Below are 13,121 nucleotides of genomic sequence, written 5' to 3'. Positions count from 1 at the left end.
CTTGCAGCGCCGCCTCGGCCAGAGGCGCATGGGCCAGCGTGGCGGCGTGGATCATCACGGCATCGGGATGGGCGGCCAGCAGCGCCCCATAGCTGCTGTAGGTCTCACTCACCCGATAGCGGCGCGCCAACGTAGCCAGCGTTGCCCCGTCACGGGTGCAGAGCAGCGGCGTGACCCGCTCGTCACAGGCCAGCAGCGGCAGATAGGCCTTACGGGCGATGTCGCCCAGCCCCACCAGAGCGATGCGCATACGCTCTCCTTGCGAGATGGGAGGAGCCACCAGCATATCACGCCTATTTGCAGCGCTGGCGACAGGCATCACCAAACGCCTTGAACAGGCGCACCGAGTGAGGATTGGCGCTGGCCCGCCACTCCGGATGCCACTGCACCCCCAGGGTGAAGGCATCACGCCCCGCGAGCGTCACCGCCTCGACGAGGCCATCCTCGGCATGGGCCAGCGGCACCAGCCCCGCCCCCAGCCGGCAAATGCCCTGACCATGCAGCGAGTTGACCATGATGACCGGCTCCCCGAGCAGGGTGTGCAGCCAGCTGCCCGGCACCAGGGTGACGGGGTGGCGCGCACCGTACTGCGCCGCGACCGGCACGGCCGGATCTTCCCGGTGATCGGCAAAGGGCCCCTCGGCATAGAGCCGCTGGTAAAGATCGCCCCCCAGCGCCACGTTGAGCTCCTGCATGCCACGGCAGATGGCAAACAGGGGCAGGCCGCGCGCCAGGGCGCCGTGGATGAGGGCGATGTCGACCCGATCGCGCTCGGGATCGCGCGCCTTGTCAGGGGTGAGGTTCTGCTGGCCATAGAGGGCCGGATCGATGTTGGAGCCGGCGCCGGTCAGGTAGAGGCCATCGGCCAGATCGAGGTAGTGATCGAGGTCATCGAGGCCACAGCAGGTGGGCATCAGCAGCGGCACACAGCCGGCCAGCTCCACCAGGGGCACTATGTATTTGTGGGTCATCACCTGATAGTCGTGACCGGCGCGGGGCTGACAGCCCATGGTCATCAGCACATTTGGCTTGCGCTTGGCAGGATGCGCGTTTTCGGCGCGGGCAAGCGGGTCGGGTGCAGGGCGGGTCGAATTGGACATAGATCACCTGAATGTCACCGTCAGTGAGCGCAGCGCCGCCCCGGGCACTCCCGCCCGGGTTGCCAAGCGGACGGCTGGCAAGGCGATGGGCGCAGCGCAACCAAAGGGCTGCGCTGCCTTCCAGTCTGCCTTGAGCGTTTCAGATAGCAACCCCCCCGCTGCGCGCCCTTCAAGAAAGCGCCGCGTCATCGCCTCGAGCCATAGGCCCGCACGCTTCGCGTCATGAACATTCGACCCCACCGGCCAATCACGAGAGGGCGCGTTGAAGGGGCCGCCCCCCTGTGCGACACTGCGCCTCTTCTTTGCAGCAGCAGTGGTCAAGGATGAGCGCACACGCCCCCCACTCCCGACAACTGACCCGGATCGGCCGGGTGCTGCACTACATCCACAACCACCTCGACCACCCCCTCAGCGTTGAGTTGCTGGCCGCCCAGAGCTGCTGGTCACGCTGGCAGTTGCAGCGGGTCTTTCTCGAAGAGACTGGTCTGACGGTGGCCAACTATGTGCGCGAACTCAAGCTAAGCCGCGCCGCCGAAGCGCTGCTCGATGGCCGTGAACGCATCGTCGATCTGGCGCTGCGCCACGGTTTTACCTCGGAGGCCAGCTTCTGCCGCGCCTTCAAGCAGCAGTTCGGTTGCACACCCGGTGGTTACCGCCAACGTGGCCTGCGAGTCGGCCTGCGGGCCCCCCTGTGCCCGGAAGGCGAGCAAGAGGCGCCAGGCAGGCTGCTGCCGGTGCGCATCGAGAGCCGCCCCGCCTTTGTGCTCGGCGGCACACACGGCCAGGTGCGTGGGCTGTTTGCCAGCGCCCCGGATTTTCAGCAGCAGGTGCCCGCCCTGTGGCAACAGCTGGCCGAGCACTACCCGCGCCCTCTCTGGGGCGCCCAGCCGCGCATCGGCGCCGTCGATGTGACGAGCGCAGCGGAAGGGGTGGTCGAGTACTGGGCCGGGCTACCCCAGCCGTTACCCGGTCTTGCCACCCTCTCGATCCCCGCTCAGGAGTACGCTGTGCTGACCCAGCAGGGCGATCTGCGCACCCTGCCCGACACCCTGCACTGGTTTATTCGCCACTGGCTGCCCGGCTCTCGCTATCGCGGGCTCGATGGCATCGAGTTGGAGATCTACCCCGCCGGATACCGCACCGACGACCCACAAGCCCGCATGGAGTACTGGCTGCCTATCGCCCCCCGCTGAGGGCAAGATGCCCCAAATTGTGAATTCTGCCGCGAATGCAGATAATAGAATGCAAATGACATTCATTATCATTTTGTTGTTTGCTTCGAGGACTCCATCTTGCGTCACCCCGCACTGCCCCCACTGACCCTGGCCGTGGCCAGCCTGCTTGCGACCCCAGCCTTGGCCACCGACGCCGACGAGACGGTGATGGTGCTTGGCAAGACTTACCGCAACACCGCCACCAAGACCCGCCTCACCCCCCTTGAGACGCCGCAGGCGATCTCTGTCGTCGACAGGGAGACCTTAAGCCTGCGCGCCGTGCGTTCGGTCAGCGAGTCACTGCGCTACCTGCCCGGCGTCAATACCGAGCTGCGCGGCGGCGCCGTGTCGCGCCTCGATCTCTTCAACATTCGCGGCTTTGACAACTACCAGAACAGCTACGACGGCCTGCTGCTGCAATACAACGGCTGGAATCTGCAACCCCAGATAGATCCCATTGCCCTCGAGCAGGTCGAGGTGTTCAAGGGGCCCACCTCGGTCCTCTATGGCAGCATGCCGCCGGGGGGCATGGTCAATCTCATCGCCAAAGCGCCGCGCCGTGAGGCCTCCACCGAGCTGAGCGTGGCCAGCGGCAGTCACGCCTTACGTGAGGCCAGCATCGACAGCACCGGCCCGCTCGGTCAGAGCCCTCTGACCTACCGCCTAGTGGGACTGGCACGCAAGCAAGAGGGCCAAGCCGTCACCTCGACACAGGAGCGCTACCTCATCGCCCCCTCGCTCGACTGGCAACTGGGGGAGCGCACCCTGCTCAACCTGAACCTCTACTACCAAAAAGATCCGGCCATGGGGATCTACACCACGGTGCCGGCCAGCGGCTCGGTTCACGGCAACCCCCATGGCCAGCTTGCCAGCGATGCCTTCCTGGGCGATCGCAACTGGAACCACTACGAGCGCGAAGTCACCCTGCTCGGCTACAAGCTGAACCATGACTTCGGTAACGGCTGGCAGTTTTTGCAAAACACCCGCTACACCGACGCCAGCGCCCAGCAACGCAACACCTACAATGCCCCGCTGGCCGCCGATCAGCGCACCGTGGCGCGCAATGCCTACCTGACCGACGAGGTGAGCCACGGCCTGGTCATCGACAACCAGCTCTCGGCCCGCCTTGATGTCGGTCGCTGGCAGCACCACCTGCTGCTGGGGCTCGACGCCCAGCGCCTCAACGCCGACGTGCGCTACCTCGACACCCTCGACTACTCGGCGCCTGCCATCGACCTGTTCACCCCGGATCACGACCAGATTGATCCGGCGGTGCTCGGCTTCAACTATCAGGATGATGAGGCGATCCGCCAGCGCCAGACCGGCCTCTATCTGCAAGATCAGGTACGCTGGGATCGCTGGGTGCTGATCGCCGGCGGGCGCTATGACACCTACCGCTCCGACACCGACAGCCGCACCCTCTATCAAGGGGCCCCGGGCCAGAGCCACGGCCGCATCAGCCAGCACAACACCTCCTGGCGGGTCGGCGCCCTCTATGAGCTGCCCAGCGGCCTGGCCCCCTACCTCAACTACGCCGAGAGCTTCGAGCCGGTCGCCGGTATCGACAAAAACGGCAACGGCTTCAAGCCGTCGACCGGCCAGCAGTGGGAAGGCGGCGTCAAATACCTCTCCGCCGATGGCGGCGCCAGCGCCACCTTGTCGGCGTTTCATATCACGAAGAAGAACTCGCTGGTCACGGATCCGGACAATCTCTACGGGCCCAAGTTGCAAACCGGCGAGACCGTCTCGCGCGGGATCGAGCTGGAGGGGCGCAGGGCGCTCAGTGACGCGCTCGATGTGAGCGCCAGCTACACCCTGCTCGACATGGAGATCACCCGTGACACCGCGGGGCTTAAGGGCAAGACCCCGGTCTGGGTGCCGGAGCAGACCGCCTCGCTGTGGGCCGACTACCGTATCGAGCAGGGGAGCCTGAGCGGCCTTACCCTCGGTAGCGGAGTGCGTTACGTAGGCAAGACCGAGATCGACGCCCAAAACAGCGGCAAGGTGCCCGGCTATACCCTGTGGGACATGGCGGCGCGCTACGATCTGGGCCGCCTTGGCCTGCGCGGCACCGAGGCGGTGCTCAGTGCCAGCAACCTGCTCGATAAGGCGTACCTCTCCTGCTACGACACCGGCAACTGCTGGTTTGGCGCCGAGAGAAACATCGAGGCGCGCCTCAACTACCGCTTCTAAATGGCCGCTCAAGCACAAGGGGCCGCCGTGGCGGCCTCAGGAGACGATGATGACCACCCAACTTGATGCCCTCGACGAGCTGGCCCGCCGCCTGCTGCCAGCGTTGCAACGCACGGAGCTCGCCAGACGCGAGCCCATCGGCCAGGAGGGGAACACGGCTCCGGTGGCCGCACTGATGGCGCAGTTGCAACAGGCCAGCCCCGAGGCGGGGCGGGCCTACTGGCTCACCCGCGGCTGGAGCCTGCTCACCTGGCAACCCCTCTACCTGGCCATCCTGGCGGTGCACGGCCTGGGGCGGGTGCCAGCGCTGGCAAACCTGCTGCAATACCAGCAGGAGGGGATGGTGGCCGGTTACTGGCTGAACGGGGAGATGGAAGCCGAGCCCGATCTGGTGCGCCGCATCGAGCGCACTGCCGCCGGGCTGCGCCCCCTGCTGGCCACGCTCGCCGCCCTCATGGCCGAGGCACCGCGCCCGCGCCTGCGCGCCGAGCTGCTGGCCGACGATCTGCTGGTGGCGCTGGAGCGCCTCGCCCCGCACCTGCCCGAGCTGGCCGCTCACCCCTTACCCTTCGTGGCCCGGCGCTGGCTGGCGGCCCTCGAACTGCCAACCCCGCCGCGCCTGCCGGGGGACGATCCTCGCTACCTGCGCCAGCGCTGCTGCCTGCACTACAAGCGCAGCGATGGCGTCCTGTGCGACAACTGCCCGCGCCGGCAACAGGCCTTAGCGCAGCGCGTCGCCTAACCAGCCCATCAGATCGTCGCGCGCCTCCCCCTCTAAGCGCGCCACCTCAGCTAGCACGCTCTCGGGGCGATAGGCGCAGCCATGCAGCCGCTCGGCCAGCCGCTCCAGCGGGGCCGGGTCCAGGCTGTCGGTGAAGATGCGCGCCGCGCCGATCACCCCCTTCTCCACCTCGAGGTGCAGCTCCACCCCGCCCCAGCTAAAGCGCTCCTCCAGCTGATGGCTAAAGCCGGGCGCCCGACCGAAATTCCACTCCCAGCTGCGCTGGCGGGCGAAGGTTTCGGCAAAACCGGGCAGATCCGGCAGCCGCTCCGGGCTGATGATCTCGGCCGCCACCCGCTCCCCGTAGTGGTGGAAGAAGGCCTCGCCAAGGGCCTCGCACAGCGCCTCGTGCGACAGGCTCACCCCCAGCTCGGCCAGATTGGTCACCCGGCCGCGCACCGAGCTGATCCCCTTGGCCGCCAGCTTCTTGGGGTCGGGATTGAGGTAGTCGGCCAGCCGGCCGAGATCGGCCGAGCGCAGCACGGTGCCGTGGTGAAAGCCGCGATCCAGGGTCTCGCGATAGGCCGAGCCCGAGATCTTGCGCGCCCCTTCTGGGGTTGCCACCAGCAGATCGTTGCGCCCCGACGCCTCGGCCGTCACCCCAAGCCGCGCCAGCGCCGCCAGCACTATGCCGGTCGAGATGCTCTTGTCGTAGGCCGGCTTGCCCGCCATGAAGGTAAAACAGCTGTTGCCCAGATCGTGGAACACGGCGCCGCCGCCGCTGCTGCGCCGCGCCAGGGTGATGCCGTCTTGCTCCATGCGCCGGGTGTAGCACTCCTTCCATGGGTTCTGGGCCCGCCCAATCACCACTGTGTCGGCGTTGCGCCACAGGAAGAGCACCCGCTGGGAGGCGTCCATCTGGCGAAAGATGCACTCCTCCACCGCTAGGTTGAAGTGGGGATCGTGGGAGTGAGAGATGAGCAGTCTGAGCATGGGCGCCCCCGAATGATAAACCGGCGCCCATGGTAACACGCGGGCGCCGGAGCAACGCGCCGGTGCCAGCCCTTAGTCGCCCACCCGGCGGCTGAGCAAGGCGTAGTAGAGCAGCGGGATCACCACCAAGGTGAGCAGGGTGGCGACCAGGATCCCGAAAATCAGGCTGATGGCCAGGCCGTTGAAGATGGGGTCATCCAGGATAAACAGGGCCCCCACCATGGCCGCCAGTGCCGTCAACAGGATCGGCTTGGCGCGCACCTGGGCGGCGCGGATCACCGCCTGCTCGAAGACGGTACCTTGCGATCGCTCCAGCTCGATGAAATCCACCAGCAAGATGCTGTTGCGCACTATGATGCCGGCCAGCGCAATCATGCCGATCATCGAGGTGGCGGTGAACTGGGCCCCGAGCAAAGCGTGGCCCGGCATGACGCCAATCAGGGTGAGCGGAATGGGCGCCATGATGATGAGGGGCACCAAGTAGGAGCGGAACTGGGCCACCACCAAGAGATAGATGAGCACCATGCCGACCGCATAGGCGAGCCCCATGTCGCGGAAGGTCTCGTAGGTCACCTTCCACTCCCCATCCCACAGCACGGCCACCTCCCCCGGCACTGAGGGTTGCTGCACATAGTGCTGGGGCAAGGCCATGCGCCGGCCAGCCTCCACCATGCCATAGAGGGGGCTGTCGAGCGGGCCGGCCATGTCGGCCACCACCATCACCATGGGCAGCATGTTCTTGTGGGTGATGTAGGGAGGCAGGGTCTCATCGCGGCGCACCACCAGCTCGGAGAGGGGAACCCGCTTGCCCGAAGCACCGCGCACCGTGAGGGTCAGCACCCCATCGAGACTGACCCGATCGGCCGCGCTCAATGTGAGCCGCACCGGCACCGGATACTTGGCCTGCTCCCGGTGCAGCCAGGTGACGTCCGCATCCCCCACCCCGGTGGCCAATGTGTTCACCACCTCGCTCACGTCCACCCCGAGGCGGGCAGCCTTGTTGCGATCCACGCTCAGACGCCACAAGGGCTGGGGATCGCTGTGATAAAGATCGATATCGACCACGTCGGGCGTCTCGCGCAGGGCCGCCAGCACCTGCTCGGCGCCGCGCTCGCGGGCCTGCTCGGTCGGGCCATAGACCTCGGCCAGGAGCGGCGACCAGACCGGCGGGCCGGGCGGCACCTCGACCACCTTGAGATTGCCCCCGTGCTGGCGGGCGATCTGTTGCAGCGGCTCACGCACGGCGCGGGCGATGGCGTGGCTGCTGCGCGAGCGAGCGTGCTTGTCGACCAGGTTGACCTGGATGTCCCCCAGGTTGGCGCCGCGCCGCATAAAGTAGTGGCGCACCAGGCCGTTGAAGTTGATGGGGGCGGCGGTGCCGGCGTAGATCTGGTACTCCTTCACCTCGGGCACCTTGCCAAGCTCGCGCCCGAGCGCCATCAGGGTACGCTGGGTCTGCTCCAGGCTGGTGCCCTCCGGCATGTCGAGCACCAGTTGAAACTCTGATTTGTTGTCAAAGGGGAGCATCTTGAGCACCACCCAGGTGAAGGCCGGCAGGCTGGCCGCCGCGCCCACCAACAGCAGTACCCCGAGCCAGAGCCGGCGCCGGGCCCGCCTTGCCCCCTCGCCAAACAGGAACGGGGACATCAGCCGCTCAAAGAGCTGGCCGTGGCGCACCGCAGCGGCGCCGTGAGGGTCCCTTCCCAGCAGGTGCCCCGCCAGCCAGGGGGTGAAGATAAAGGCCACCAGCAGTGAGAGCAGCATGCCCATGCTGGCATTGATGGGGATGGGGCTCATGTAGGGGCCCATCAGGCCGCTGACAAACGCCATCGGCAGCAAGGCGGCAATCACCGTCAGGGTGGCGAGGATGGTGGGCCCCCCCACCTCGTCGACCGCCCCCGGGATCAGCTCACTCAGCGGCCGCGGCGAGAGCGTCCGATGGCGGTGGATGTTCTCCACCACCACGATGGCATCATCCACCAGGATGCCGATGGAGAAGATGAGGGCAAACAGCGACACCCGGTTGAGGGTAAAGCCCCATGCCCAGGAGGCAAACAGGGTCAGCAGCAAGGTGATGGCAATCGCCAGCCCCACCACCAGCGCCTCGCGCCAGCCCATGCTCACCACCACCAGCAGCACCACGGCGGCGGTGGCGAAGATGAGCTTGCCGATCAGGGTGGCCGACTTGTCTGCCGCCGTCACCCCATAGTCGCGGGTGACGCTGACCTGGATCTCGCTCGGCAGCAGGCGGTTTTGCAGGGCCGCCACCCGAGCCTCGACCCGCTTGGCCACCTCGACCGCGTTCTGGCCCGGCTGCTTGCCGATGGCCAGCGTCACCGCCGGGTGGAGCGCCGCCCCCTCCCCGCCCTGGGCAAACCAGGCCGACCGGGTCGGCAGGGCCGCGCCCAAGGTCACCTCGGCCACGTCCCCGAGGTAGACGGGGTTGCCATCGTGCACCCCGACCACCAGCTGGGCCACCTCATCCGGGGAGCGCAGGAAAGCCCCCGCCTGCACCTTGAACTCGCGGTTCTCCTGAGTCAGGCCAGAGAGCATCCCCACCCGGTTGGCGGCGCCAAGACGCAGGGCCAGCTCGGGCACGGTGAGATCGTGGGCCGCCAGCGCGGCCGGATCGAGGGTGACGTTCAGCACCTCGTCATGCCCGCCTATGGTGGTAACATCGCGGGTCCCCGGCAGACGCTTGAGCTCGGTCTCAAGCTCATGGGCGGCGCGGGTCAGCTCGGCGGCCCCGAGCCGCTCACTCCAGAGGGTCAGAGTAACGATGGGCACGTCATCGATGCCGCGCGGCTTGATGAGCGGCTCGCCCACCCCCAGCCCCTGGGGCAGCCAATCCTTGTTGGAGTAGAGCTGGTTATAGAGATCGACGATGGCCTGGGCTCGCTTCACCCCCACCTTGAACACCACCACGATGAGGGCGCCGTCCGGTTGGGAGAACGAATAGAGGGTATCGATGCCGGCCAGCTGGGAGATCACCTGCTCGGCCGGCGTGGTGACGAGATTTTCCACCTCGCGCGGCGAGGCGCCAGGATAGGGGATATAGACATCGGCGAAGGTGACGTCGATCTGCGGCTCCTCCTCCTTCGGGGTCACCAGCACCGCAAACAGGCCGAGCAGCAGGGCGACCAGCGCCAGCAGCGGGGTGATGGCGCTGGCCTGAAAGGCCGCCGCCAGACGGCCGGCCAGCCCGAGGCGCGGGTCACGGCTCATGGCGCACCTCCCTGACCTGCGCCCAGGCGTCGCTGGCAATCTTATCCCCGGCCAGCAAACCGCTTAAGATCTCCACCCTCTCCCCCTCGCTCTGGCCGACCCGCACCGGGGTCAGTGCCCACCCCTTGTCCACCTTGAGGTAGACGGCGCTCAGCTCCCCCTGACGCAGCAGGGCGCGGGTCGGGATCATCAGCGCGCTGTGTTCACCGAGGCGCACCCTGACCTTGACCCACATGCCGGGCAGCACCCCGGCCTGCCGCTCGGGCAGGTCGAGGCGCAGCCGAAAGGTATGACTGGCACTGTCGGCATAGTTAAAGCGCTTGACCGCCTGCGGCTTGAGCACCTCACCCGAGGGGAGCTGCACCTCAATCTGCTCCGGGGTCAGCTCGCCCCCCTTGAAGGCACGGACAAGCTGAGACTGGGGCAGCTCACTTTCAACCCGCAGGGTATCGAGCGAGAGGCCGGAGAGCAGCGGCGTCCCTGGGGCCACCGTCTCCCCCAGCTCCACGTGGCGGGCGGTCACGACACCGGCATAGGGGGCCAGCACCCGGGTGTAGCCAAATGCCTCGCGCGCCTGGGTCAGGGCGGCGTCGGCCGCCTTGACCTCGGCACTCGCCGCCAGCGCGCTGGCCTGGGCGTTATCGAACTGGGCGCGGGTCACGACGCCTTTGACCGACAGCGCCTTGAAGCGCACCAGCTGAAGCTCGGCCTCTTTGTGCTGCGCCTGCGCCCTGGCCAGCCGGGCCTTGGCAGCGTCGACCGCCGCCGACTGCTCATTGCCGCTGATCTCCAGCAGCGCAGCCCCGGCCTCCACCCGGTCGTTCACATCCACCAGCATGCGCACCACGCGGCCGCTGGTCTGGGCGGCGATAGTGCCCTTGTTGACCGGCTCGACCGTACCGTCGAGGGTGAGCCAGCGGGGCACAGGTTCAGCACGCACGGTGAGGGACGTCGCCTCCGCCTGCACCGCGCCACTTGCCATGATGGCCAGCACCATACCGATCGCCATGTTCATCGCCGCTCTCCCTCGCCATTCATTATCAGGTGCGCTGGGCCACCAGCCGGGGCAACAGCACCTTGTCCACCAGCAGCAATCCGACCGCCATGCTCAGCACAAACAGCAAGATCAGCGGTTGACCGCTGGACAACAGGCTCAGCGCCGGCCCGGGGCAGATCCCGACCATGCCCCAGCCTACCCCGAACAGGGCAGATCCACCAATGAGCTTTCCATCAATAGCACCCTGTTTTGTGAACTGGTACGCCGTACCGGAGAGGCTACTGCGACGCGGCTTGATCAGCAGGAAGTAACCGGGCATGAAGACGCCGAGCGCCCCCCCCATCACGAAGCCGAGGCTGGGGTCCCAGGCGCCCGCCAGATCGAGAAAGCCGGTAACCCTGGCCGGGTCGACCATGCCGGAGACCGCCAGCCCGAGGCCGAACAGGACGCCGCTAAGCAGGGCAGCAAACAGATACATGGAAACTCCTTACAGCAGGTGATGGGTGACGAAGACGGTGACGATGCCGCTGGCCATGAAGGTCAGGGTCGCCACGATGGAGCGCGGTGACAGCCTCCCCATGCCGCAGATGCCGTGGCCGCTGGTGCAGCCGTTGGCAAAGCGGGTTCCGATGCCGACCAGCAGCCCGGCCAGCGCGACCCAGGGCCAGGCCGGCAGGGCGGCAAAATCGGGCAGCGCCGCCCACCCCAGGGTAAAGGCAAGCCAGGCTCCGACGCCAAGACCTAACAGGAAGACCCAGCGCCACGGGGTGCGGCTTTGCAGGGCACCGGTCAAAATCCCGCTGATCCCGGCGATACGGCCATTGACCAGCAACAACAGCAGCGCGGCGCTGCCAACCAGGGCTCCCCCCAGCAGGGCGAGCAGCCATTGGGTTTCAAACATCGACATCATTCTCCTGTGAGTGACAAAAATTTTTCGCCAGTGCGGCCAGCACATCGCTGACCGCCTCGCTGGCGAGCGAGTAGTAGATCTGCTGCGCCCGTTTACGCGAGCGGATGAGGCCGTTGCGGCGCAGCACCGCCAGTTGCTGGGAGAAGGCGGACTGACCGAGCTGGCTGTGGGCCAGCAGTTCGCTCACCCCCTTCTCCCCCTGAGTCAGCTGGCACAGCACCAGCAGACGCTCAGGATGGGCCAGCGCCTTGAGCAGGGCGGCGGCAGCCTCGGCGTGGTAGTTCATCTCGTCATACTGGGTCATGGTGATAAATTAGCAATTGCTGATATTTAGGCTTATTGTATAAAGCAAACCTAAATTAGCAATAACTAATTAAATGGGAGAGCAAAAATGACGGTCGACAACGGTGTGCGCGTGGTGGCAGGCAGCATGCTGCTGCTCTCGCTGGTGCTGACCCACTGGGTTCATCCCGGGTTCGTCTGGCTCAGCGTGCTGGTGGGGATCAACCTGATCCAGAGCGCCTTCACCGGCTTCTGCCCGGCGGCCAGGCTGCTCAAACGGCTGGGATTGAAATAAGAAAGGGCGGCCACTGGCCGCCCTGCGCGCTTGTCTGCCCCCTCGCCCACCGTGTACCCCGGCCGGCTCGACGTGGATCAGCACCTCGGCATGGGCAGCAGCGGCGATGAGGGGGCCAGCCAAGGGCGACCCCGCCCCAGATGAGGTGCCGGTGTCATAGGCGGCGGCTGCGCCAGCGGATGCGGGGCGGCAACACCAGGGCGGTGCGCTCGGGGGAGCAGCCGCGCACCAGCTCTTGCATCAGGGTGAAGGCCCCTTCTGCCAGCGCCGGGCAATCTTGCGCCACCGAATCGATGCGCATCGGGATGCAGTCGAGCAGATCGTGATCGTCGAAGGTACACAGGCGCAGTGGCGCATCCATCAGGCCGTGCTGATTGAGGTAGCGCAGCACCCCCTCTAGCAGGGTGAACGACGCGGTGAACAGCGCCTCGGGCAGACCGCCGAGCTCCTCCACCAGCTCGGCCATCAGCTGATAGCCGGAGTGGGGCTGGTAGTCGCGATGGCGGATGCGCGCCGGCTCGGCGGCCAGCCCGGCCCGGTGCAGCCCCAGCTCGTAGCCCGCCAACCGGTGCCGACTCGGGGAGAGATCGAGCAATCCGCCGAAGTAGTAGATGCGGTTGCCATGCTCGCTCGCCATCGCCTGCACCAGCTCGGCGGTGGCCTTGCAGGCATCCGAGATCACCATGGGCAGGCGCGACTCGCCGATGTGGCGATCGAGCTGCAACACCGGCAGCTGGGCATGGATGCGGCGATAGATCTCGTCGCTGTGGCCGCTCGAGGCGACGATGAGGCCATCCACCTGACGGCTGATGAGCGAATCCACCACCTGCTGCTCGATCAGGGGATCATCCTCCGAGCAGGCGATGAGCAGCTGGATCCCCGCCTCGCGGCAGCGCGCCTCGAGCACCCTGGCGATGCTGGCAAAACCGAAGTTGGTGAGATCGGGAATGACCAGCCCCCAGGTGTAGCTGCGGCTTTCGCGCAGGGCGCGGGCGTGGATGCTCGGCTGGTAGTGGCACGAATCGGCCACCGCCTGGATGCGGCGCCGGGTCTCGTCGGCGATACGGTATTCGGCGCTGCGCCCGTTGAGCACCAAGCTGGCGGTGGCCTTCGAGACCCCCGCCAGCTCGGCAATCCGGGCGATGGTGATGCGTTTTTTCTTCTCCACCTGGCGTTCCGGCTTGTGGGATG

Annotated in this window: 13 protein-coding genes; 4 read left to right on the top strand and 9 right to left on the bottom strand. The window is 66.7% G+C overall.

What is annotated here, in order from left to right; genetic code table 11:
- Both BN1134_RS20020 and BN1134_RS10875 read right to left on the bottom strand, forming a co-directional pair.
- Nucleotides 1–250: Gfo/Idh/MocA family oxidoreductase (locus BN1134_RS20020; RefSeq protein WP_042047211.1), on the bottom strand; the 250-nt coding region annotated here is incomplete at its 3' end.
- Nucleotides 251–293: 43 nt separating this feature from the next.
- A complete protein-coding gene (locus BN1134_RS10875) occupies nucleotides 294–1,016 on the bottom strand; it encodes a gamma-glutamyl-gamma-aminobutyrate hydrolase family protein (RefSeq protein WP_042047218.1) in 723 nt (240 codons plus the stop codon).
- Between the two features lie 407 nt (nucleotides 1,017–1,423).
- Between BN1134_RS10875 and BN1134_RS10865 the strand changes: the two genes are divergently transcribed.
- The 3 genes from BN1134_RS10865 (at nucleotide 1,424) to BN1134_RS10855 (ending at nucleotide 5,249) form a co-directional block, all read left to right on the top strand.
- Nucleotides 1,424–2,293, top strand: a complete 870-nt coding sequence (locus BN1134_RS10865; RefSeq protein ID WP_042047208.1) for a helix-turn-helix domain-containing protein — start codon at nucleotides 1,424–1,426, stop codon at nucleotides 2,291–2,293.
- 99 nt (nucleotides 2,294–2,392) lie between these two features.
- The gene (locus BN1134_RS10860; protein WP_042047207.1) at nucleotides 2,393–4,507 is read left to right on the top strand and encodes a TonB-dependent siderophore receptor; all 2,115 of its coding nucleotides are present in this window, start codon (nucleotides 2,393–2,395) and stop codon (nucleotides 4,505–4,507) included.
- Nucleotides 4,508–4,556: 49 nt separating this feature from the next.
- A complete protein-coding gene (locus BN1134_RS10855; RefSeq protein WP_198133170.1) occupies nucleotides 4,557–5,249 on the top strand; it encodes a siderophore ferric iron reductase in 693 nt (230 codons plus the stop codon).
- Here BN1134_RS10855 and BN1134_RS10850 read toward each other — a convergent pair.
- From BN1134_RS10850 to BN1134_RS10825, 6 genes are all read right to left on the bottom strand, one after another.
- Nucleotides 5,229–6,221, bottom strand: a complete 993-nt coding sequence (locus tag BN1134_RS10850) for a lipoate--protein ligase (RefSeq protein ID WP_042047204.1) — start codon at nucleotides 6,219–6,221, stop codon at nucleotides 5,229–5,231. The genes BN1134_RS10855 and BN1134_RS10850 overlap by 21 nt on opposite strands.
- A gap of 72 nt (nucleotides 6,222–6,293) precedes the next feature.
- Nucleotides 6,294–9,446, bottom strand: a complete 3,153-nt coding sequence (locus tag BN1134_RS10845; protein WP_042047203.1) for an efflux RND transporter permease subunit — start codon at nucleotides 9,444–9,446, stop codon at nucleotides 6,294–6,296.
- Nucleotides 9,436–10,461, bottom strand: coding sequence for an efflux RND transporter periplasmic adaptor subunit (locus tag BN1134_RS10840; protein WP_042047201.1), 1,026 nt, complete (start codon nucleotides 10,459–10,461; stop codon nucleotides 9,436–9,438). The genes BN1134_RS10845 and BN1134_RS10840 overlap by 11 nt, the downstream gene beginning before the upstream one ends.
- Before the next feature lie 25 nt (nucleotides 10,462–10,486).
- Nucleotides 10,487–10,921 carry a YeeE/YedE family protein gene (locus BN1134_RS10835; RefSeq protein ID WP_042047199.1) on the bottom strand — a complete coding sequence of 145 codons (435 nt, stop codon included), beginning with the start codon at nucleotides 10,919–10,921 and terminating at the stop codon, nucleotides 10,487–10,489.
- A 9-nt stretch (nucleotides 10,922–10,930) separates the two neighbouring features.
- Complete coding sequence (locus tag BN1134_RS10830; protein ID WP_042047197.1) at nucleotides 10,931–11,344, bottom strand: YeeE/YedE family protein; 414 nt, start codon at nucleotides 11,342–11,344, stop codon at nucleotides 10,931–10,933.
- Nucleotides 11,337–11,657 (bottom strand): ArsR/SmtB family transcription factor, encoded by a 321-nt coding sequence (locus BN1134_RS10825; RefSeq protein WP_042047195.1) that lies wholly within the window; start codon nucleotides 11,655–11,657, stop codon nucleotides 11,337–11,339. Before BN1134_RS10825 ends, BN1134_RS10830 begins: the two co-directional genes overlap by 8 nt.
- Nucleotides 11,658–11,744: 87 nt before the next feature.
- On the opposite strand from BN1134_RS10825, the gene BN1134_RS10820 reads away from it, so the two are divergent.
- The gene (locus BN1134_RS10820; RefSeq protein ID WP_042047193.1) at nucleotides 11,745–11,930 is read left to right on the top strand and encodes a YgaP family membrane protein; all 186 of its coding nucleotides are present in this window, start codon (nucleotides 11,745–11,747) and stop codon (nucleotides 11,928–11,930) included.
- Nucleotides 11,931–12,084: 154 nt separating this feature from the next.
- Here the strand turns inward: BN1134_RS10820 and BN1134_RS10815 are convergent, their stop codons facing one another.
- The gene (locus BN1134_RS10815) at nucleotides 12,085–13,098 is read right to left on the bottom strand and encodes a substrate-binding domain-containing protein (protein WP_042047192.1); all 1,014 of its coding nucleotides are present in this window, start codon (nucleotides 13,096–13,098) and stop codon (nucleotides 12,085–12,087) included.
- Nucleotides 13,099–13,121 lie beyond the last annotated feature (23 nt).

The sequence above is a fragment of the Aeromonas simiae genome (assembly GCF_000820125.1).
GTDB lineage: Bacteria > Pseudomonadota > Gammaproteobacteria > Enterobacterales > Aeromonadaceae > Aeromonas > Aeromonas simiae.
This window is presented reverse-complemented; position numbering and strand designations above follow the sequence as displayed.